This window comes from Paenibacillus sp. R14(2021) (assembly GCF_019431355.1).
Classification (GTDB): Bacteria; Bacillota; Bacilli; order Paenibacillales; family Paenibacillaceae; genus Paenibacillus_Z.
On record NZ_CP080269.1, the window covers coordinates 3,759,962 to 3,779,484 of the forward strand.

Annotated in this window: 21 protein-coding genes and 1 riboswitch; of the genes, 8 read left to right on the forward strand and 13 right to left on the reverse strand. The window is 58.5% G+C overall.

All coding sequences use genetic code 11. The features are described 5' to 3' along the window. The first annotated feature begins 5 nt into the window (after window positions 1-5). Together KXU80_RS17500 and KXU80_RS17505 are read left to right on the forward strand one after the other, a co-directional pair. A complete protein-coding gene (locus KXU80_RS17500; RefSeq protein WP_219834499.1) occupies window positions 6-1,736 on the forward strand; it encodes an ABC transporter ATP-binding protein in 1,731 nt (576 codons plus the stop codon). Continuing rightward, window positions 1,733-3,709, forward strand: coding sequence for an ABC transporter ATP-binding protein (locus KXU80_RS17505; protein ID WP_219834500.1), 1,977 nt, complete (start codon window positions 1,733-1,735; stop codon window positions 3,707-3,709). Before KXU80_RS17500 ends, KXU80_RS17505 begins: the two co-directional genes overlap by 4 nt. Window positions 3,710-3,905: 196 nt before the next feature. Here KXU80_RS17505 and thiO read toward each other — a convergent pair whose 3' ends face one another. The 4 genes from thiO to thiC are packed head-to-tail and all read right to left on the reverse strand — an operon-like array spanning window position 3,906 to window position 8,642. Further along, a complete protein-coding gene (gene thiO, locus KXU80_RS17510) occupies window positions 3,906-5,075 on the reverse strand; it encodes a glycine oxidase ThiO (RefSeq protein ID WP_219834501.1) in 1,170 nt (389 codons plus the stop codon). Between the two features lies 1 nt (window position 5,076). Continuing rightward, window positions 5,077-5,979, reverse strand: a complete 903-nt coding sequence (locus KXU80_RS17515) for a thiazole synthase (RefSeq protein WP_219834502.1) — start codon at window positions 5,977-5,979, stop codon at window positions 5,077-5,079. Between the two features lie 5 nt (window positions 5,980-5,984). Next, window positions 5,985-6,860 (reverse strand): thiamine phosphate synthase, encoded by an 876-nt coding sequence (thiE, locus tag KXU80_RS17520; RefSeq protein ID WP_219834503.1) that lies wholly within the window; start codon window positions 6,858-6,860, stop codon window positions 5,985-5,987. 21 nt (window positions 6,861-6,881) lie between these two features. Then, window positions 6,882-8,642 carry a phosphomethylpyrimidine synthase ThiC gene (thiC, locus tag KXU80_RS17525; RefSeq protein ID WP_219834504.1) on the reverse strand — a complete coding sequence of 587 codons (1,761 nt, stop codon included), beginning with the start codon at window positions 8,640-8,642 and terminating at the stop codon, window positions 6,882-6,884. Between the two features lie 326 nt (window positions 8,643-8,968). Continuing rightward, a riboswitch (TPP riboswitch) is annotated at window positions 8,969-9,073 on the reverse strand. 158 nt (window positions 9,074-9,231) lie between these two features. Here thiC and KXU80_RS17530 point away from each other — a divergent pair. The 3 genes from KXU80_RS17530 (at window position 9,232) to KXU80_RS17540 (ending at window position 11,198) form a co-directional block, all read left to right on the forward strand. After that, window positions 9,232-9,765, forward strand: a complete 534-nt coding sequence (locus tag KXU80_RS17530; protein ID WP_219834505.1) for a YceI family protein — start codon at window positions 9,232-9,234, stop codon at window positions 9,763-9,765. 155 nt (window positions 9,766-9,920) lie between these two features. Next, window positions 9,921-10,577: an acetyltransferase gene (locus KXU80_RS17535; RefSeq protein ID WP_219834506.1), complete on the forward strand. Its 657-nt coding sequence runs from the start codon at window positions 9,921-9,923 to the stop codon at window positions 10,575-10,577. A gap of 111 nt (window positions 10,578-10,688) precedes the next feature. Next, the gene (locus KXU80_RS17540; protein WP_219834507.1) at window positions 10,689-11,198 is read left to right on the forward strand and encodes a hypothetical protein; all 510 of its coding nucleotides are present in this window, start codon (window positions 10,689-10,691) and stop codon (window positions 11,196-11,198) included. Here KXU80_RS17540 and KXU80_RS17545 read toward each other — a convergent pair. The 3 genes from KXU80_RS17545 to KXU80_RS17555 form a co-directional block, all read right to left on the reverse strand. Continuing rightward, window positions 11,160-11,618 (reverse strand): MarR family winged helix-turn-helix transcriptional regulator, encoded by a 459-nt coding sequence (locus KXU80_RS17545; RefSeq protein ID WP_219834508.1) that lies wholly within the window; start codon window positions 11,616-11,618, stop codon window positions 11,160-11,162. The genes KXU80_RS17540 and KXU80_RS17545 overlap by 39 nt on opposite strands. A 181-nt stretch (window positions 11,619-11,799) precedes the next feature. Continuing rightward, window positions 11,800-12,300: a CcdC family protein gene (locus KXU80_RS17550; RefSeq protein WP_219834509.1), complete on the reverse strand. Its 501-nt coding sequence runs from the start codon at window positions 12,298-12,300 to the stop codon at window positions 11,800-11,802. A 224-nt stretch (window positions 12,301-12,524) separates the two neighbouring features. Next, on the reverse strand, window positions 12,525-12,737 hold the full coding sequence (locus KXU80_RS17555; protein ID WP_219834510.1) for a YwbE family protein: 213 nt from the start codon (window positions 12,735-12,737) through the stop codon (window positions 12,525-12,527). A gap of 184 nt (window positions 12,738-12,921) precedes the next feature. Here KXU80_RS17555 and KXU80_RS17560 point away from each other — a divergent pair, with 184 nt between their 5' ends. Both KXU80_RS17560 and KXU80_RS17565 read left to right on the forward strand, forming a co-directional pair. Next, window positions 12,922-13,146, forward strand: coding sequence for a DUF1450 domain-containing protein (locus KXU80_RS17560; protein ID WP_219834511.1), 225 nt, complete (start codon window positions 12,922-12,924; stop codon window positions 13,144-13,146). A gap of 116 nt (window positions 13,147-13,262) precedes the next feature. Then, window positions 13,263-13,769, forward strand: a complete 507-nt coding sequence (locus tag KXU80_RS17565) for a ferritin (protein ID WP_308858314.1) — start codon at window positions 13,263-13,265, stop codon at window positions 13,767-13,769. Window positions 13,770-13,848: 79 nt separating this feature from the next. On the opposite strand, the gene KXU80_RS17570 is transcribed toward KXU80_RS17565, so the two are convergent. Together KXU80_RS17570 and KXU80_RS17575 are read right to left on the reverse strand one after the other, a co-directional pair. Continuing rightward, on the reverse strand, window positions 13,849-14,580 hold the full coding sequence (locus KXU80_RS17570) for a WecB/TagA/CpsF family glycosyltransferase (RefSeq protein ID WP_219834513.1): 732 nt from the start codon (window positions 14,578-14,580) through the stop codon (window positions 13,849-13,851). 148 nt (window positions 14,581-14,728) lie between these two features. Next, window positions 14,729-15,253, reverse strand: coding sequence for a hypothetical protein (locus tag KXU80_RS17575; protein ID WP_219834514.1), 525 nt, complete (start codon window positions 15,251-15,253; stop codon window positions 14,729-14,731). Between the two features lie 131 nt (window positions 15,254-15,384). Here KXU80_RS17575 and KXU80_RS17580 point away from each other — a divergent pair, with 131 nt between their 5' ends. Next, window positions 15,385-15,999, forward strand: a complete 615-nt coding sequence (locus KXU80_RS17580; RefSeq protein ID WP_219834515.1) for a Gmad2 immunoglobulin-like domain-containing protein — start codon at window positions 15,385-15,387, stop codon at window positions 15,997-15,999. Between the two features lie 57 nt (window positions 16,000-16,056). Here the strand turns inward: KXU80_RS17580 and KXU80_RS17585 are convergent, their stop codons facing one another. The 4 genes from KXU80_RS17585 to KXU80_RS17600 all read right to left on the reverse strand — a co-directional run bounded on the left by KXU80_RS17585 (window position 16,057) and on the right by KXU80_RS17600 (window position 19,455). Continuing rightward, complete coding sequence (locus tag KXU80_RS17585; protein ID WP_219834516.1) at window positions 16,057-16,425, reverse strand: DUF4180 domain-containing protein; 369 nt, start codon at window positions 16,423-16,425, stop codon at window positions 16,057-16,059. A gap of 79 nt (window positions 16,426-16,504) precedes the next feature. Then, window positions 16,505-16,900: a VOC family protein gene (locus tag KXU80_RS17590; RefSeq protein WP_219834517.1), complete on the reverse strand. Its 396-nt coding sequence runs from the start codon at window positions 16,898-16,900 to the stop codon at window positions 16,505-16,507. Window positions 16,901-16,948: 48 nt separating this feature from the next. Further along, on the reverse strand, window positions 16,949-17,500 hold the full coding sequence (locus KXU80_RS17595) for a GNAT family N-acetyltransferase (protein ID WP_219834518.1): 552 nt from the start codon (window positions 17,498-17,500) through the stop codon (window positions 16,949-16,951). A 77-nt stretch (window positions 17,501-17,577) separates the two neighbouring features. Next, entirely contained in the window at window positions 17,578-19,455 is a 1,878-nt protein-coding gene (locus KXU80_RS17600; RefSeq protein WP_219834519.1) for a DEAD/DEAH box helicase, read from the reverse strand. Window positions 19,456-19,523: the final 68 nt, after the last annotated feature.

Here is a 19,523-nt window from a genome sequence, read left to right on the forward strand (position 1 = left end):
TACTTATGTTGAAACTGTTTCGCATGCTTCAGCCGTATCGCATGCTCGTCTCCTTCGTCCTGCTCTTCGTGTTCCTCCAATCGTTATCCGATCTGTATCTGCCCACTCTGCTTGCGGACATCGTCGACAATGGCGTTGTCCAAGGCGACAATCCGTACATTTGGCGCATCGGCGGCTTCATGCTGATCATCGCCTTGGCCGGCGGGATCTGCTCCATCGGTGCAAGCTTCTTGTCCGCCAAGTCGGCCGGCGGCTTCGGCCGCGACCTGCGCAGCCGCGTGTTCGCGCATGTCGAGAAATATTCCCTCCACGAATTCGACCAAGTCGGCACTGCATCCCTCATTACGCGGACGACCAACGACATTACCCAGGTACAGCAGGTGCTGATGATGATGATGCGCGTCATGGTCATGGCGCCGATGATGTGCTTCGGCGGAATCATTATGGCCCTGTACAAGGATGCCACCCTCTCGCTCGTCATCATTGTGATCGTTCCGATCCTCGCCCTTCTGATCTTTGCCATCGTGAGCCGCGGCGTACCGCTGTTCAAGGTCATGCAGGTCAAAATCGACAAGCTGAATCTCGTGCTGCGCGAGAATTTAACCGGTATCCGCGTCATCCGTTCCTTCAACCGCACGAGACATGAGCAGGGCCGCTTTAACGGCGCGAACATGGATTTGACGGATACAGCAATCAAGGTCAACCGCATCATGGCCTCGCTCATGCCGATCATGATGCTTGTGCTGAACTTCGCGAGCATCGCTATCATCTGGTTCGGCGGCCTGCGCATCGACAGCGGCAGCATGCAGGTCGGCGATCTCATGGCCTTCATCCAGTACGCCTGGCAGATCATGTTCGCCCTCATCTTCGCTTCCATGATGTTCGTCATGATTCCGCGGGCATCCGCTTCTGCGGTCAGGATCAATGGCGTGCTGAACATGGTCCCGGACATTCATGATCCATCGGACGCAGCCGCTAAGCCGGCCGCCGCTCGCGGCGAGCTGAAGTTCCATAACGTTTCGTTCCACTATCCGGGCGCGGAAATGCCGGCGCTCTCCAATATTTCGTTCTCAGCGGGTCCCGGCGAGGTTATCGCCATCATTGGCGGAACGGGCTCCGGCAAATCGACGCTCATCAATCTGATTCCGCGATTCTATGACGCCACAAGCGGCAGTATTACGATCGGCGGCATCGACGTACGCGAGATGACGCAGGAAGAGCTCCGCTCCGGCATCGGACTCGTTCCGCAGAAAGCCGTGCTCTTCACAGGTACGATTGCAGATAACATCCGCTTCGGTAAAGGGGACGCCTCCGATGAAGAAATCCGTCATGCCGCCGTTGTCGCGCAGGCGTATGATTTTGTAACGGAGATGAAAGACGGCTTCGATTCGCCGGTCGCCCAAGGGGGCAGCAACGTCTCCGGCGGCCAGAAGCAGCGGCTGTCCATCGCCCGGGCGCTCGTGCGCAAGCCATCCATCTACTTGTTCGATGACAGCTTCTCCGCGCTTGATTTCAAGACCGACGCCAAGCTCCGCGCCGCGCTCCGCGGGGAAACGACAGAGGCGACCGTCTTGATCGTCGCGCAGCGGGTGAGTACCGTCATGGACGCCGACCGCATCATTGTACTCGATGACGGACAAATCTCCGCGATCGGCACGCATCGCGAGCTGCTCCAGTCGTCCACGGTTTACCGCGAAATCGTTACGTCACAGCTGTCCGAGGAGGAGATCGCATGAGTGAACAACCAAGAGGCGCCGCAGGCGGCGGTCCCGGCATCACCCAGCGGCCCGGCGGCCAAAGCGGCCCCGCGCCTGGCAATTTCGGCTTCGGCCCAGGCCGCGGAGGCCCTGGCGGCATGATGGGCATGCCCGTCCAGAAAGCCAAGGACTTCAAGGGCACGCTGCGCCGCCTCATCGGCTACTTGAAGCCGCATCGCGGCGCGCTGCTTGTCGTCCTGCTGACCGCCGTGCTCAGCACGGTGTTCTCCATACTCGGCCCGAAAATTATGGGCAAAGCCACGACTGAGCTGTTCGAAGGTCTCGTCGGCAAGCTGAAGGGCACACCAGGTGCGCAAATCGACTTTCATTATATATGGCAAATTCTACTTGTCCTTGTCGTGCTCTATATCATTAGTGCTTTATTCAGCTTTATTCAGCAATATGTCATGGCAAGCGTCGCGCAGAAAACCGTTTACGATCTGCGCAAGGACGTGAACGAGAAGCTTGAGCGCCTGCCGCTGAAGTTCTTCGACTCCCGCACGCACGGGGAAATCTTGAGCCGCGCGGTCAATGACGTAGACAATATAAGCGGTACCCTGCAGCAAAGCTTGACGCAATTCATTACGTCGTTCGTGACGCTGATCGGCGTCATCGTCATGATGCTGACGATCAGCCCGCTCATGACGCTCATTACGATCGTGACGCTCCCGCTCAGCTTCATCGCGATCAAGATGATCGCGAAGCGGTCGCAGCTGTATTTTAAGGGCCAGCAGAAAGCGCTCGGCGAGCTGAACGGCCATGTCGAGGAAATGTATACCGGACATAACATCGTGAAAGCATTCGGCCATGAGCGCAAATCCGTCGCAAAATTCAACGCGGTCAACGAGCAATTGTACGAATCCGGCTGGCGCGCGCAGTTCGTGTCCGGGATGATCATGCCGATTATGGGCTTCATCGGCAATATCGGCTACGTGCTTGTCAGCGTGGCCGGCGGCATACTCGTGCTGCACAAGTCGATCACCATCGGCGATGTCCAGGCGTTCATCTCCTACTCGCGCCAATTCGCCATGCCGATTACGCAGACGGCGCAGATCGCGAACATTATCCAATCGACGATCGCTTCAGCGGAGCGCATCTTCGAGCTGCTCGACGAGACGGAGGAAGTGCCGGAATCGGCCGCGCCAATCGCGATCGCCGCGAATAACGCAGAAGTTAAGAAAGGCCCAGCTGTTACGGTCAAGGGTAACGTCAGCTTCAACCATGTGCAGTTCCGTTACAAGGACGATACGACATTGATCGAAGACATGGACATTCACGTCCATGCGGGCCAAACGATCGCTATCGTCGGCCCGACCGGCGCCGGCAAGACAACCTTGATCAACCTGCTGATGCGCTTCTACGAGCTGAACGGCGGCAGTATTACGATCGACGGCGCCGACCTGACGGAGCTGAAGCGCGGCGATTTGCGCAGCTTATTCGGCATGGTGCTGCAGGACACATGGCTGTTTAACGGCACCATCCGAGACAACATCGCATACGGGCGCAGCGGCGCGACGGAAGACGAAGTCGTCGCGGCGGCCCGGGCAGCCTATGCGGACCATTTCATCCGCACGCTGCCGGAAGGCTACGATACGGTGCTGAACGAAGAAGCATCGAATATCTCGCAGGGACAGAAGCAATTGCTGACCATAGCACGCGCGATTCTGGCCGATCCGGCCATCCTTATCCTGGACGAAGCGACCAGCAGCGTCGATACGCGGACCGAGATCCACATCCAGCGCGCCATGAACGAGCTGATGCAAGGCCGCACGAGCTTCGTGATCGCGCACCGGTTGTCGACCATCCGCGACGCGGATCTCATCCTCGTCATGAACCACGGCACGGTCATCGAGCAGGGCACGCATGAGGAGCTGCTCGCCGCAGGCGGCTTCTACGCAGATCTGTACGAGAGCCAGTTCAGCAGTCAGAAAAGGAAGCAGGACGTCAGCTAGATTAAGCTGGCATGACGGTAAGCCGCTAGAAACGGTTAATGAGTTCGGTGTCAATCGGAATCGGACCCATGCGCTTTAGGATCATCGCACGCGAAAGAGGGGCTGTCCCGAAAGTCATCTACATGACTGACGGGCAACCCCTCTTTTGTTTGTTCATATTATATTTAATAGAGAAGAACTGCATCAGGTACCGCTCTTAAAGCGTTACCGCCCGCCCGCCGCGCGCGAAGCGATCCGGCGCGAAGCTGGCCGCTTCCGCCTGCCGCGGCGCGACGCCGATCAGCAGGTCGCCGATCATCGCCGCGGTCGCCGGACTGAGCAGAATGCCGTTGCGGTAATGGCCCGCGGCGATCAGCACGTTCGGGCTGCCGGGAACCATGCCGATCAGCGGACGGCCATCGCGCGTAGCCGGACGGAGGCCCGCCCACCGCATTGCGGGCGCGCGTCCGCCCAGAAATGGAAACACGCGCGGCGTCCACCGCGTCAAGCGGTCGATGCCGCGGTCCGTCACCGACGTGTCGTAACCGGCCGCGTCCTCGGAGGCGCCGCAGACAAGCTGGCCGTCCCGCTTCTGCACCCAATACGCCTGGCTGGAGAACACCATATGCGACACGGAAGCGCCAGCAGCGCGGTCGTCAGCGCCCGTCAAATCAAAGGAGCAGATCTGACCCCGGATGGGATGCACCGGAATCGGGAACCCGCACAGCGCCGCGTATGTATTCGCCCATGCGCCGGCGCAGACGATCAGCACGTCGCCGCTGACGCTGCCATAGGCGGCGGTCTCCACGACGGCGTCTACGCGTCCGCCGCTGCCCGCCCGCGGCGGGGCGATCGCTCCCGCCTGCTCCAGGATGCGCACGCCAAGCCTGCGGCACGCCGCTTCCAGCGCGGCAACGAGCTTCGGCGCATGCACATGCGACTCCGTGGGACAATAGAGCGCCCCTGCCGCGCCGCCATGCAGGAGCGGCTCCATCTTCCGGAGCCGCTCCTGGCCGATCAGTTCCGCCGATGCGCCGAAGCGCTGCTGCCAGGCAAGCCGCGCCTGCAGCGGCTGCAGGTCCGCTTCATGCATCGCAACCGTCAAGCTCCCGCAGTTGGTCAGCTCCGCGGATTGGCCAGACACCTCTTCGATCTTCCTCACCCATTCGGGATAACGATGCAGGCTGTCTAGACATAACTGGAAAAACGCATCCGGCAGCTCCCCGTTCTCCGTATAGGGTGCCAGCATTCCCGCTGCAGCGCCGGAAGCCTGCCCGCCTACGCGCCCCGGTTCGACGACGGTTACTTCCGCGCCGCCCATTACCGCTTCGAAGGCGCAGGACAAGCCGATAATGCCGCCGCCCAGCACGATAACACGTGTGCCCATCTTACGGCTGCTCCGGCAGCGAACGCTGCACTTCGCCAGCTGCCGCCTCATGTGGAGAGCCGGCAGACACACTTCCCCCAGCGGCGCCGCCTGAAGCCGAAGAGATCGAAATCCCCTCCGTCTCGCTGCTCGCCGACGCGTACCGCCGCTTCGGAATGCGGCCCGACAAGTATGACAGACGGCCCGCTTCCACGGCAAGCCGCATCGCGCGCGCCATGCCAACAGGATCCTGCGCCTTCGCCACCGGCGTATTGACCAGAATACCGTCTGCGCCAAGCTCCATCGCCTGCACGATATCGGCGGCGGAGCCGATGCCTGCATCGACGATAATCGGCACGCCCGCCTCCTCTATGATCAGACCAAGGTTATACGGGTTGAGCAGGCCGAGCCCCGTGCCGATCGGCGCACCGCCAGGCATCACGGCCGCAGCTCCGGCTTCCTCCAGCCGCTTGCACAGGATCGGATCATCCGATGTGTACGGCAACACCGTGAAGCCTTCCTTCACCAGCCGCTCGGTTGCCCGCAGCGTCTCGATGGGATCAGGCAGGAGCGTCCGCGGATGCGCGCTGATCTCTACCTTGATCCAGTCACTGAGTCCCGCGGCTCGCGCCAGCTTCGCAATCCGTACCGCTTCGTCGGCATTGCCCGCGCCTGACGTGTTTGGCAGAAACGTATAGCTCCGCCCAGCCATATGCTGCAGGATGGAATCATCCTCGGTATAGTCCAGATTCACGCGGCGCACCGCGAACGTCACGACCTCCGCAGCCGATGCTTCCAGCGCAAGCTGGAAAACGGCCGGACTCGGAAACCGTCCCGTCCCCAGGAAAAACCGCGAACCCAGCCGTTTCCCGCCGATGAGCAAATCATCTCCAGCCAAAAAGAATTCTCCGCCATTTGCGCTCATCCGCCTCAACCCCCTCCTACAAAATGAACAAGCTCCAGCACCGCGCCGTTAACAAGCGCGGTTTCCGCCCAAGCTTCGCGCGCGAGAATCGTCCCGTCAAGCTCGACGACGAGGCTCTTGCCCGCAAGGCCGAGCGTTTCCACCAATTGCTCGACCGTCCGCGCCGATGTTTCCTCGCTGCGGCCGTTTACGATGACCGAGAATGCCGCCTGGACAGCGCCGTCCTCTTCCGTATGCTCTCCGCCGGCTCCAGCGCTCAGCCGCTCACGGAACGCCCGGCACACAGCGGCAGGATCGTCGCTGCCCACAATGGCCGATACCGCGCAAATCCGGGACGCGCCTGCTGCCATAACCTCATCGACATTCTCGAGCGTAATGCCCCCGATCGCCACCCACGGAATCGCCACATGGGCAGCCGCTTCCCGCACGTAAGCAGTCGTGACCGCCGTTCGTCCCGGCTTTGTGCCTGTCGGATAGACCGGGCCGACGCCGATATAATCGGCGCCTCCCCGCTCCGCGGCCAACGCCTGCTCCAGGCTGTGCGTGGAAATGCCGATGATGGCATCCGGCCCAAGAATCCGCCGCGCTTCCGCAAGCGGCAGATCGTCCTGGCCAAAATGAGCACCGTCTGCGCCGACTTCCAGCGCGATGTCGATATGGTCGTTAATGATGAGCGGCACGCCGTAACGGGCAGTAAGCGCCCGAAGCGCCCGCGCGTCCGCAAGAATCTCCTCTTTGGGCGCATCCTTTGCCCGAAGCTGGACGATATCCACTCCTCCGAGGATCGCCTGCTCCATGACCTCAAGCATGCTGCGGCCCGGATGATAATTTACTGCCGTGATGGCATAGAGCTTGAATGCCCGCCAATCTCTCTTCTCCATTCCCGTAACTCCTCTCCCCACTTACGAATAAATCGAGCCGCCCCCCTGCCGGAAGGCCGATGCCTGCTCCTGCATGCCGGCCTCAATCGCCTCCTGCGTCTCCAGGCCGTTCTCCTTCGCATAATCGCGAATGTCCTGCGTAATGCGCATGCTGCAGAACTTCGGACCGCACATGGAACAGAAATGCGCCGACTTCGCCGCTTCAGCCGGCAGCGTCTCGTCGTGGTACGACATCGCGCGCTCGGGATCCAGCGACAAGTGGAACTGGTCATGCCAGCGGAACTCGAACCGCGCCTTCGACAGCGCGTTGTCCCTCACTTGCGCGCGCGGATGGCCTTTGGCCAAATCAGCTGCGTGCGCGGCGATTTTGTACGTGATGACGCCTTCCTTCACATCCTCCTTGTTCGGCAGGCCGAGATGCTCCTTCGGCGTCACGTAGCAGAGCATCGCCGTTCCGAACCAGCCGATCATCGCGGCGCCGATCGCAGACGTAATATGGTCGTAGCCCGGCGCGATATCCGTCGTCAGCGGCCCCAGGGTATAGAACGGCGCTTCCTTGCACACCTCCAGCTGACGGTCCATATTTTCCTTGATAAGGTGCATCGGCACATGGCCCGGACCTTCGATCATCACCTGAACGTCGTGCTTCCACGCGATGTGCGTCAGCTCGCCGAGCGTATCCAGCTCCCCGAACTGCGCTTCGTCGTTCGCATCCGCAATGGAGCCCGGGCGCAGCCCGTCGCCGAGCGAGAACGCCACATCGTAACGCTTCATGATTTCGCAGATTTCTTCAAAATGCGTATAGAGGAAATTCTCCTTGTGGTGCGCGAGGCACCATGCGGCCATAATGGACCCGCCGCGGGACACGATGCCCGTGACGCGCTTCGCCGTAAGCGGAATATACCGCAGCAGCACGCCGGCATGAATCGTAAAGTAATCCACGCCTTGCTCCGCTTGCTCGATCAGCGTATCGCGGAAGACCTCCCACGACAAATCCTCGGCCTTGCCGTCTACTTTCTCAAGCGCCTGATAGATCGGCACCGTTCCAACTGGAACCGGAGAGTTGCGCACGATCCATTCGCGCGTCGTATGGATGTTTTTGCCCGTCGAGAGGTCCATGATCGTATCCGCGCCCCAGCGGGTCGCCCACGTCATTTTCTCCACCTCTTCTTCGATAGAGGAAGCGACGGCGGAATTGCCGATGTTGGCATTGATCTTCACATGGAACCGGCGCCCGATAATCATCGGCTCGCTCTCGGGATGGTTGATGTTCGCCGGAATGATCGCGCGCCCTTCGGCGACTTCCTTGCGGACAACCTCCGGATCCATCCCCTCGCGAATCGCGATGAACTCCATCTCCGGCGTAATGATGCCCTGCCTTGCGTAATGCAGCTGCGTGACGTTCCGCCCTTCCTTAGCCCGCAGCGGTTTGCGCGCAAGCGCCGGGAACAGCTCCGCACCGCGATTATGCACGGCAGCCTCGGAATGAAAGCCGTTATCGAGCGGCACGATCGTCCGTCCCTCGTACGCTTCCGTATCGCCGCGCTCGGCGATCCATGTAGCTCGCAGCGCAGGCAAGCCCCGCCTTACATCAGCATGGTAAGCGGTATCCGTGTATGGTCCGCTTGCATCATACACCGAGATCGGCGCATTGTCCGCCTCTCCGTTCCTTCCTGTCGTCGGCGACAGCGCAATCTCTCTCATCGGCACTTGAATGTCACTGCGGCTTCCTTCTACGTATACTTTGCGGCTCCCTGGTAGCGGCGTTGTCAAAATCGGCATCTCGCAAAACCTCCTCATTGAATGGGCGGCAGCCGCCTATGTCATCGCACCGAGTAAGCAGACAGCGGCGGCGAATCATCGACGGCATACAGCCGGAATTACCACTAGGAGGCTTGCAGGGATGCAGCATGCCAAGGTGCTGTGGCGACAGCCTCGCGGGCGCCGCTTGCCTGCCGGAGCACAAAAAAACCGCTCCGGCGAAGGGAGCGGTGGATGTCGCGGGCAGCTGACCGCGGCTTCAGGAACAAGTCCTCAGCCAGGCGGGCGCGAGTCAGGGGCAAGGGGCGAGCGCAGCGGCTTCGGCCCTGCAACCAGAACTCAAGGTCGCACGTACATTCCCACTTTCCTACGCTGGTATGACCCAGATCAGGTTCAAAGGGACCAAGGCATCTGCCTTATCTCAGCCCGTGCGGGCGCCCCTAGTGGATTTCCTGGTTCGAATATACCCGCTGAAGGGAATCCCTGTCAATGAATTCAGTCAAATTAACCCAAAGAAATGATTGACAGAAGCTGAATTCCGCCACTATAATTAACTATATATAATATAGTTGGTTACTTAATGTAATTAATAATCGGAGGTTATAAACCCATGACGACATCCAAATGGCTCGTTGATCCCACGCACAGCAGCGTAGATTTCACCATTAAGCATATGATGATTGCTAAAGTAAAAGGCGCTTTTCACGAATTCAGCGCGGAAATCGAAGCAGATCCTGCCGATCTGACAACGGCGAGCATTCAGTTTAACGTTGTCCTGAACAGCATCGATACCCGCAACGCGGACCGCGACAACCACCTGCGTACAGGCGATTTCTTCGATATCGAGCATTACCCGACGCTCACGTTCCAATCGACCTCCGTCAGCAAAACCGGCGACGGCGAATACGATGTAACGGGCAATTTATCACTGCACGGCTTGACGCGCACGCAAACGTTCCATGTGGCCTACGAAGGCACCGGCAAAGACCCATGGGGCAACGAGAAGGTCGGCTTCAGCGGCAAAGGCGCCATCAGCCGCAGCGAGTACGGCCTGACGTACAACGCCGTGCTTGAAACAGGCGGCGTCCTAATCGGCGACGAAGTAAAATTCACCATTGAGCTCGAAGCCGTTAAAGCGAACTAATCACGCTGCGGAATCGCCAATCACTATTCCATGAGACCCAGTGCCTATCGGCACTGGGTTCTTTATGCTGCTGCATCACTTTCACTGTGCCTTCCAGAGTATGGTAAGCAAGGCTCTCATCCGATATAATTCCGTGTAAGGAGGAGGATATCTTCATGGAATCGATCGTAATCTTCGGTGCCGGCGGTCACGCCAAATCAGTCATCGACGTCATTGAACAAGAGGGCCGCTACCGCATTCTCGGTATCCTCGACAATCATAAGCCGGTCGGAACGGTTTTCTACGGCTACGAGGTGCTTGGCGACGAAAGCTGGCTGACAGCCAGCGATACCCGCATCTACGGCGGCTTCGCCGCGATCGGGGATAATTGGACCCGGTCCAAGGTGACTGCCGCTATTCTGGCCGCGCAGCCTTCCTTCACCTTCGTCACCGCCATTCATCCCAGAGCTTCCGTTGCAAAAGGAGCCGTCATCGGCGCGGGCAGCGTGCTTATGGCCGGCGCCGTCGTGAATGCCGATACCGTTATCGGCGAACACTGCGTCATTAACACCAACGCCTCCGTCGATCATGACAGCATCGTCGGCGATTTCGTCAATCTGGCTCCGAATGCGGCTTCCGGCGGGCAGGTGCGGATCGGCAGCTTCAGCACCTTGTCGCTTGGCGCCGGCGTCATCCATTCCGTCACGATTGGCGAGCATGCCCTCATCGGCGCAGGCGCCGTCGTGCTGTCGGACATCGAGAGCCGAAGCGTCGCCTACGGCACGCCCGCGAAGGTCGTCCGCTATCGAGAAGTCGGCGAGTGCTACTTATAGTCCTGAATTGCGGCGCTTTCTGACATGCCTCGCATCCCATCCCCATAAAATAGAGGGGATCAAGTTCAGCACCGTGCTTCAGGACGGATGCGAAACGGCGGGATGCGAGGCATGACGGATACGATTGTTGTATTCCCCCACTGCGCGTGGGCGGATTTCAGTTACGGACCTTCAATCGAAAGACTGGGACGCGGACGATCCGTGTTTTTTGTGACGAGCGCGCAAGCTATGGACGGTGCTCCGCCGCAGCTTAAGCCTGTGCAGCTGGATGAGCTTGTCACGCTGCCCTGGGTGCGTACGGCGGCTGTCGTGACGCACCCCTGCTGGATGTATGAAATCGCCGGGCGCTCCCCCGCGGCCTTGATTACGCTTCTTCCCGCCGAGCTTGAGGACGGGGATGAAGCGTATTTGCGCTGCCGCGACGCATTGTGCGCCTCTGCCGCTATCGTCGTTACAGGCTCGGAAACCTTCTATTTCGAGCAGCGGTTCCGGCGCATTTTTGGCGGGAAGCTTGACGCTCCACGCAAAAAAGACCACTTCGTCCCCTCCGGGCTCAAAGTGGTCCATCTATGTCATGCAACTTTAGCAGTCTTCGGCGTGGCAGCCGTCGGCATGAAGTGAGGACGTTAATTTGTGGAGCTGCCCCAGCAGCTGCGCCAATTCCTCATGCGGCATATTGATCTGGCAGAAGACACGCTCCGGGATCGGCACCGCGCTCATTTTCATTTCGCGGCCTTTATCCGTCAGTCGAACGAGAACGCTCCGCTCGTCCTGCGGGTCGCGTTCCCTGTGAATCAATCCGCTGCCTTCGAGCTTCTTCAGCAGCGGTGTCAACGTACCGGAATCCAGATACAGTCTGCCGCCAAGTTCCTTCACCGGCACCCCGTCCTTCTCCCAGAGCGCAAGCAGGGTTACATATTGCGTATAGGTGATGCCAAGCTCATCCAGAAACGGCCGATACAGCTTCGTCACTTCGCGCGCGCACGCATAAAGGGCGAAACAGACCTGATTATCCAGCTCGAGCTGCGCATTCGTTTCCATGTCTGTCTCCTCATTTCTGCAAACCAATAAGTGAGCTTATGCTTCCGTAGTGGATTTTCTTACGAAAATCCTTACCCGAATGCTGCATTCCCGTCTCTCGACGTGAACGCAAACCAATCGGATTACCCAATTAAATTGTATACAATTTGTACGGCTAGAATACCAGCTGACATTTGGGCTGTCAACGGTATTCTTTTCTATCTCGGTTCAATCGCATAAATTCCCGCAGCATGGCAAGCCGCCATATAAGGATCATCCCGAACGCGAGCACGAAGAAAAGCGCGCCGGTTTGCGGGATCGTGATGACCTGCTCCACCAGATCATGGGCGAGCAGCCGTACGATCAACAGGCCGAGTAAGATAAAGATAAACATTTTTGACCGTTTCAAAACGATAGTCGTGCCGATTCTCTCCAGCTTGGATGTCCGGATTAGCGGATATGCAAAGATCGTCGCCCCCGCGGCGAAAGCCGTCAATCCCCACAGCCACGGCACATGCGTGATCGGGACAACAAACATCAGGAAGCCGGTAGACATGCCGAGCGGCGGGATGATGATCTTACGCAGGGTCGTTGGCCGATTACTGGCTCGAAGCCGAAGGAACGTGACCGCGATGCCGGACATCAGCGTAACGATGATCGAGGCGAGATGCCCAAACGAGAAGGAATGAGGGAGAAAGCTCATCGAGACGCAGCTCCTTTACGCACATGGCTTGTAGTCGTTAAACACACTCTCTTATCCTACTCATTTTGCCCCGATGTTGCAAACAAGAAAGCGGTTAAATGCCAGCGCTCGCAGCTTCCGCTAACCGTTCAGCAGGACATCGTGGTGAATCTTCACGTCCGCGCGGCGTACCGCTCCCGGAAAGGTATGCTTATCCCGTTCCCAGTTGGTTCTATCGCTGAAAATTATTGCGATTGGCCTCCAACAATTAACTTGACCCTGCCGACGTCGCCGCTTTGCAGCCTCACTTTAATGCCATGCGGGTGATTGGGGGAATTCGTCAAAATATCCTTTACGATGCCGCGGGTAAGGCGGCCGGTAGCCTGGTCCTTCTTTAATACGATATCGACGGTCAAGCCGGGACGGATACTTGATCGCTGTTGTCCATTTGTGCTCATGCGGGTGTTAAGCTCCTTTTCTGACATTCATGTTTGCTTCTCATCATAAGACAGCGAATGCGCGAAGTAAAGGAAGGAGCCAGGCTCCCGTTTTTTTATATTGACATTGAGAATGAGAATTACTATCATTGATACAGAGCTACATAACAAAAACTACCGCGTAGAGAGGTAGGTATCGGACCGGATGAAGAAGATCAAATACTGCTGCCGCAACTTCAAGCACGGCTCCAAGTCGGTGTTCAAGACGCTCAAGCAGGAGTTTCCCGATTTGAAGCAGAAGAAGAAGGATTGCCTTGGCAACTGCAAGCTTTGCTCAAAGCAGTGCATGGTTCTAATCGGCAAAACGGAAGTCGTCGTCGCCCCGAGCGCGGATGTCTTGTATGCCAAGCTGAAGCATCGGATAGGATAATATGGAATTGTATGTTACGATAGGAGAAGAAGCGGCCAAAATCCTTTTGAGGGATGCGGCAGTCTTCTTCTCTTTAGCTTTTAAAAACACTTTTGGAAAGGGAGGTGCGGCCGATGATGAACGAAACGCTTACCGATGCTGTCATCGATCAGCTTAATTTCGAGTTCTATTCTGCGCACGTATATTTGGCCATTGCCGCTTATTGCTCAGGGGAAAGCCTGGACGGCTTCGCGAACTTCTTTATTGTGCAAGCCGAAGAGGAACGCTTCCATGCCATGAAAATGTACAAGTATCTCAATGATCGCGGAAAACGCGTCAAACTGGACGGCATGAGCACACCCAACAATAACTATAGCTCCATTCTTGAAGCCTTCGAGCATGCATACCAGCATGAGCAGGAAGTGACCAAACGAATCTACCATTTGTCCGATCTCGCCATGAACGACCGCGAGCATGCTACGATCCAGTTCCTGAAATGGTTTATTGACGAGCAGGTCGAAGAAGAAGCGATGTTCGACAGCATCATCAACAAGCTCAAGCGGATCGACAAGGACAGCAATGCGTTCTTCATGCTCGATACCGAATTTGCCTCTCGCACCTTCGTTCCGCCGACGACGGCGTAATGTCAGATCAACCCGGCTGAAATGCAGAAGAACCTTCACCCTCCCCATTTTCGATGCGGGATCGTGAAGGTTCTTTTATTTAGCGGCGCTTCGTCGTTAGAATAGTAAGCGCGAACTTCGGCAGCACCAGCTGGCGGCGCCAGCGCGAAGGCTGCTTGAGCAGCCGGTAGAGCCACTCGACGTTCAGCTTCTGCCAGATGACGGGCGCTCGCTTCACTTTGCCGGCGATCACGTCCAAGCTGCCGCCGACGCCGAAAGCCACCTTCGCTTTCAAGCGGCTCTTGTGCTTGTAGATCCATTTCTCGGCATTCGGTGCGCCAAGCGCAACGATCAGCAGATCCGGCTGCTTCCGCTCGATGTCTGCGACGAGTGCCTCTTCCTGCTCGCCTTTGTAATACCCGTTATGCCTGCCGACGATTTCGACGCCGGGGTACTTGTCCACGATAATACTAGCGGCCTTGGCATTCGTCTCTTCATCCGCCCCGACGACATAGAGCGAGAAGCCCTTGGTCTTCGCCCCTTCGAGCAGCCGCGTCAGCAAATCAAAGCCGGTCACACGCTCCGGAATAAGCACGCCCTGCCATTTGGCCGCGAGCACGACGCCAATGCCGTCCGGCGTAATGAGATCGGCCGCATTCACAATGGCCTGCAGCTGCGGTTCCTGCTTGGCGGCCATGACAATCTCAGGGTTGGCCGTAATCAAGTGAAACATCGGCTTCCGCTCCCCCGCAAGCCGCGCCTGCAGCAGCTTCACCGTATCCGAAAGCGTCATCTTCGAGAATGGAACGCCCAATATCTTGACGGTATCCATACTTCACCTTCCTCTTCCCACGTATGCTGTCCCTTATTGTAGCATAAAAGCATGAAATCTGTTGAAACTGCACCATACAACGAAAAAAGCGCACTGCGGACAGGGCGCCGTTCGTCTTGCCGATTCACCGTGTTCGTAACACGCGCTTCTAACGGAAGAGGCCTGCAATCCATCGGAAAAAATCGCCGACAATCGGCACCAAGCCGAAGCCGTGATTCCCGATGGCGACCAAGCCATAGACCCGCTCGCCGACCGCTACCGCACCGATTACATGCTGGCCGATGGCGACCGCACCCAGCGCGTTCTGGCCGACCGCTACGGCACCGAGCGCCGTTTGCCCGATGGATACGGCGCCAATAGCGAAGTCGCCTATGGCCACCGCGCCCGCGGACAGTCCGCTCGACAGTGCAACGGCGCCCAGCGCCAGCACGCCTCCAAGGGCAACCGCACCAAAGGAAAGCACGCCGATCGCCATCGCCCCGCCGGCAACAAGACCGACGGCAATGTCGCCTATAGCAATAAGCCCCACGGCGATCTTGGGCTTGCTCCTGCCCGCGCTCGTGCGGATGTTGATGACGGGAAATTTGGCTGCCGGCCATTGATAGTCGATTTCTTCCCGTCCGTTCTGTCCAACGTACCTGTTAAAACGAAGCAGTCGTCTCCATTCAAACATGGTCCCGCACACTCCCTCATAGGCGTTCTATGATTCAACCAGCTCATTCAAGCGTATACTAAATAGAGAAGGGCAACAACCTGATTCAGGTTATTTTCAGGCATGAAATTATGCAAAGGCAGGTGTTCGATATGTCTAAACCTTACCCAGCGCTGCTCTGCGTTATCGCCCTGGTGCTTACGCTGACACTCTTATCCGGCTGCTCCAGCGATACCGCCGACGCTCCCGGCACAAAACCTTCCAACAATACCGGTAACGGGACAGCAGTAACGCCGCAGCCGGAACCGGCTAATCCGCCGGGCGGCAATACTTCCGGTAACGGGACTGCGCCAGCGCCAACCCATCCAACCGATACCGATACGGGCAGCAAACCGGAGCCAGCGCCTGAGGATGGCAAGCCGGCGGTTGTCGCCGGCAATGATGCTTTTCGCGTGTACGGCCCTGCGCCGGGCAGCGTGATCGGGAAGTCCTTCACCGTCAGAGGCCAAGCGCGCGTATTCGAAGCGGCCTTCAGCTACAACTTGGAGGATGGGCATAACATTCTTGCAGAGGGGCACCCGAAAGCAAGTATAGGCGCCCCGGAGTGGGGGGATTTCGAGTTTACCGTGAAGCTGTCAGAGATGCCGACGAGCCCGACGGGCGTACTGACGATTTATGAGGCGAGCGCCAAGGACGGCTCGCCGTTGCATGAGCTGCATATTCCGTATACGTTTGATAAGGCCATTCTAAAGCTGGAGACCAAATAAGCTATCGTGTGAGACAGGGAGCGTGCATCCTCAGGAGCAGCTGCCTCCGACCGATTGCTAATCGACGCCGTGCAGTGCTTCGAGCGCGGCGTCTTTGTCGTTCAGGAAGAAGAACTGCTTGCCCTGATTGCATTCATAGATGAAATCCTTCAAGCTTTTGCTGTCATATCCGCTGAAATCGCCGACGATCGCAAGCTTGACCCGGTAATTCGTATACTTCTGCAAAATCTCCCCCGCCAGCTTCGTCCGAAGCTCGAAAAAGTCTTCCGCGATATTCGCCTTCGCGATCAGCAGCTTATGGCAGTCCTCCGTATATTGGACGGAGGCCATCAAATCCAGCGCATCCTGCGCATTTCCGATGACAATGCCTTCGCTCTCGATGACGGCGACTTTGGAGGCTCCCTTATGACTAATCGTAATGTTCATTTTCCTTCCGCCTTCCCTGTAAAAAAGTAGTTCTGATGAGTTAAAAGTTAATAGCAGCTTTCATACTGCTGACTTTGCCTCAAATCTCGGCTTGCACGGCGATTTGCCATCGGACGCCAAATCGATCTGTCAGGCGGCCGAACATGCTGCCCCAGAACATCCGCTCGAACGGCATCAAGATTTCACCTCCGACGGCGAGCTTGTCAAATGCTTGTGCCGCCGCGGCCTCGGTCTCGAACTCCAACGTTAAATCAAGTCCGCTGCCGCGGTGAACGGAGCCTGAATCAGCCAAGTAAAAGGTTAGACCCGCGGCCTGCGCGACCAAATGCATGACGCGGTCCTTGTCTGCTTGACTCCCTCCCGGCATATCGCCGAAGGTCTGTACACTCACGATTTCGCCGCCCAGCGCGTTAACGTAAAATTCGGCTTGTACGATAGCATTTTCACTGTAAATGTAAGGTCTTAATTGGGGCATAAGGATTCTCCTTTGGGATGTGGTTGGCATTCTACGACTTAGCTATCGTTACGCTTGCTCGCTCCGGCGGATCCAGAAGCGTTTCACCACATTGCCGTTCTCTTCGGTGAAAGTCGAATGAAACTCGCCGCCGTTATTGCGGATCGTCCGCTCCGATCCGATATTGCCGCTGTCGCAGACGACAAGCACGTCCGTGATGTCAAGCTTGTCGGTTTCTACGAGCGCCTGCTCCAGCAGAGCCGTCGCATAGCCTTGACGCCGCTGCGAGGGAACGATGCCGTAGCCGATGTGACCACCGCTCTCGCGAAGCTTATCGTTTAAGCGATGACGAATGTTGACTGCGCCGGCGATTCGCCCGTTTCCATCCAACAGCCACAGCGTAGTGTGCGGCACCCAGCCCTCCGGGGTGTTCGCTTCTTCCTCCGCGCCCAGCAGAAAGCTCACATAGGCCGCAAAATCGGCAGGATCCCGCGAGACCACCCAAGGCACGATATCCTCGCCGCTTGCCATCCATTCCGTGTAGAACAGCAGATAAGCCTGCTGCAGTTCCACGGAGGGCTTCACCAAACGAACAGCATGTAAACTTGCTGATGCTTCCATGACGTCAATTCGCTCCCTTCGTAAAAAAGAGGCAGGACACGGAGTTACTTCCTCTGTGTCTTGCCTCTGAGCTGGTGTTATCGGGAACGGCCGCGGGTCGAACGACCGCCGGAGCCGGAGCCCTGCCTGCCGCCGCCGGAACGGCCGCCGCCTTTGAAGCCGCCGCCGCCCGATGTGGCGCGGCCTGACGAGGTGCGGCCGGATGATGCGCGTCCGCGATTCTTGTCACCGCCGCCGTTCGGGAATTGCGGCGCGCCTCCGCGTCCGCGTGCTTCGCCGCCGCTGCGCGCGCCCTGCTCCGCTTCGCGGCCTGCTCCGCCGCGCGGGCCAGCGCCCCCGCGTCCGCGTGCTTCACCGCCGCTGCGCGCGCCAAACTCCGCTTCGCGGCCTGCTCCGCCGCGCGGGCCAGCGCCCCCGCGTCCGCGTGCTTCGCCGCCGCTGCGTGCGCCAAACTCCGCTTCGCGGCCTGCTCCGCCGCGCGGGCCAGCGCCTCCGCGTCCGCGTGCTTCGCCGCCGCTGCGACTGTTGCGCTCGCCGGCTTCCTCGCCTGCCGGCGAGCTGTACCGCGTGCGTCCGCCGCGCGGCGAATCCGCGCGTGCCGCGCCCCATTGCGGCTCATCCGTGCCGGAGCCGCGCTTCGCTGCCGCCGAATACGCGCCGCCTCCTGCGGCGGAACGTCCGCCGCGTCCTGCTTGCCCGCTGCGGCCGCCTTGCGCGCTGCGGCCCGTGCCGCCCGCTGAAGCGCCGCGGCGACCGCCGGCACCGCCGGTTCCCCGGCGGCCGCTGCCGCTCGGACGTTCACGGTCCACGCTTGTTTTCCGCCCTTCGCCTGCAGGCACGCTCCCTGCGCGGCCTTCCCGCGGAATCGACATCTGGATGCCCTTCTCGATGGCAGCCAGCTCCAAGCGATCATGCGGGGAAACCAGCGTAATCGCCAGACCCGCTTCGCCCGCGCGTCCCGTCCGACCGATCCGGTGGATATAGCCCTCCGCATTTTCCGGAATATCGTAGTTGAACACATGTGTTACGCCTTCAACGTCTAGTCCCCGCGCCGCCACGTCCGTCGCGACAAGCAGATGCAGCTTCGCATCGCGGAACCGTTTCATGACCTGCTCCCGCTTTGCCTGCGACAAGTCGCCGTGCAGCTCGTCGCTGTTAAAGCCGTTCTCCTGCAAGTAATCGTTGAGCGCGCTCGCCCGCTTCTTCGTCCGGACGAAAATCACGCCCAAATACGGGTTATGCTCCTGCAGGAGCCGCTTCAGCTGCTCTTCTTTGTTGCGTGCACCCACTTCGACCGACAGCTGGCGAATGCCCTTAACCGTTACCTGCTGTGCGCGTACCGTAATATCCTTCGGCTCGATCATGAACCGCGCTGCGAGCGAGCGGACGCCGGCCGGCATCGTCGCCGAGAACAGCATCGTCTGCTTGCGGTAAGGCATCTGCGTCAGAATCTCCTCGACCTCGGTCAGGAAACCCATATGAAGCATCTGATCAGCTTCGTCCAAGACGAGCATTTTTACCGAACCGAGTGCAATCGTACCTCTGCGAATATGGTCAAGCAGCCGTCCCGGCGTTGCGACTACGATATGAACCGCACGCTTCAGCTTGCGCAGCTGCGATTCCACATCCTGCCCCCCGTACACCGCGAGCACGCTGAATTCTTCCTTCGTTGCGAGCCGTTTCTTCAGCTCAGTCGTAATCTGCAGTGCCAACTCCCTTGTCGGCGTCAAAATCAAACCCTGCACGTCATCGCGCTCCGCACGAATCTTCTCCAGCATCGGCAGCAGGAAAGCAAGTGTCTTCCCCGTTCCCGTCTGCGCCTGACAGATCACGTCGCTGCCCTGCATGATGACCGGTATCGCGCCCTCTTGAATCGGCGTCGCTTCATGAATACCCTCGTTCCGAAGCGCCTGCGTCCGTTCTTTGGCAATACCTAATTGTTCAAAACTTGCCACTTCATCCACCTCATTTTGTTATACAAACCATCCCGATCTACAACCGGCTTTCCTATCGTACCACATTC

Bases quoted from the DNA above. Each gene is read 5' to 3' on its own strand.
- KXU80_RS17585 (WP_219834516.1), bottom strand. From the start codon at position 16,425: ATGAACATTACGATTAGTCATAAGGGAGCCTCCAAAGTCGCCGTCATC.
- KXU80_RS17565 (WP_308858314.1), top strand. From the start codon at position 13,263: ATGAACGAAACGCTTACCGATGCTGTCATCGATCAGCTTAATTTCGAG.
- KXU80_RS17550 (WP_219834509.1), bottom strand. From the start codon at position 12,300: ATGAGCTTTCTCCCTCATTCCTTCTCGTTTGGGCATCTCGCCTCGATC.
- KXU80_RS17500 (WP_219834499.1), top strand. From the start codon at position 6: ATGTTGAAACTGTTTCGCATGCTTCAGCCGTATCGCATGCTCGTCTCC.
- KXU80_RS17580 (WP_219834515.1), top strand. From the start codon at position 15,385: ATGTCTAAACCTTACCCAGCGCTGCTCTGCGTTATCGCCCTGGTGCTT.
- KXU80_RS17505 (WP_219834500.1), top strand. From the start codon at position 1,733: ATGAGTGAACAACCAAGAGGCGCCGCAGGCGGCGGTCCCGGCATCACC.
- thiC (WP_219834504.1), bottom strand. From the start codon at position 8,642: ATGCCGATTTTGACAACGCCGCTACCAGGGAGCCGCAAAGTATACGTA.
- thiO (WP_219834501.1), bottom strand. From the start codon at position 5,075: ATGGGCACACGTGTTATCGTGCTGGGCGGCGGCATTATCGGCTTGTCC.
- KXU80_RS17515 (WP_219834502.1), bottom strand. From the start codon at position 5,979: ATGAGCGCAAATGGCGGAGAATTCTTTTTGGCTGGAGATGATTTGCTC.
- KXU80_RS17545 (WP_219834508.1), bottom strand. From the start codon at position 11,618: ATGGAAACGAATGCGCAGCTCGAGCTGGATAATCAGGTCTGTTTCGCC.
- KXU80_RS17530 (WP_219834505.1), top strand. From the start codon at position 9,232: ATGACGACATCCAAATGGCTCGTTGATCCCACGCACAGCAGCGTAGAT.
- thiE (WP_219834503.1), bottom strand. From the start codon at position 6,860: ATGGAGAAGAGAGATTGGCGGGCATTCAAGCTCTATGCCATCACGGCA.
- KXU80_RS17555 (WP_219834510.1), bottom strand. From the start codon at position 12,737: ATGAGCACAAATGGACAACAGCGATCAAGTATCCGTCCCGGCTTGACC.
- KXU80_RS17560 (WP_219834511.1), top strand. From the start codon at position 12,922: ATGAAGAAGATCAAATACTGCTGCCGCAACTTCAAGCACGGCTCCAAG.
- KXU80_RS17595 (WP_219834518.1), bottom strand. From the start codon at position 17,500: ATGGAAGCATCAGCAAGTTTACATGCTGTTCGTTTGGTGAAGCCCTCC.
- KXU80_RS17570 (WP_219834513.1), bottom strand. From the start codon at position 14,580: ATGGATACCGTCAAGATATTGGGCGTTCCATTCTCGAAGATGACGCTT.
- KXU80_RS17540 (WP_219834507.1), top strand. From the start codon at position 10,689: ATGACGGATACGATTGTTGTATTCCCCCACTGCGCGTGGGCGGATTTC.
- KXU80_RS17590 (WP_219834517.1), bottom strand. From the start codon at position 16,900: ATGCCCCAATTAAGACCTTACATTTACAGTGAAAATGCTATCGTACAA.
- KXU80_RS17575 (WP_219834514.1), bottom strand. From the start codon at position 15,253: ATGTTTGAATGGAGACGACTGCTTCGTTTTAACAGGTACGTTGGACAG.
- KXU80_RS17535 (WP_219834506.1), top strand. From the start codon at position 9,921: ATGGAATCGATCGTAATCTTCGGTGCCGGCGGTCACGCCAAATCAGTC.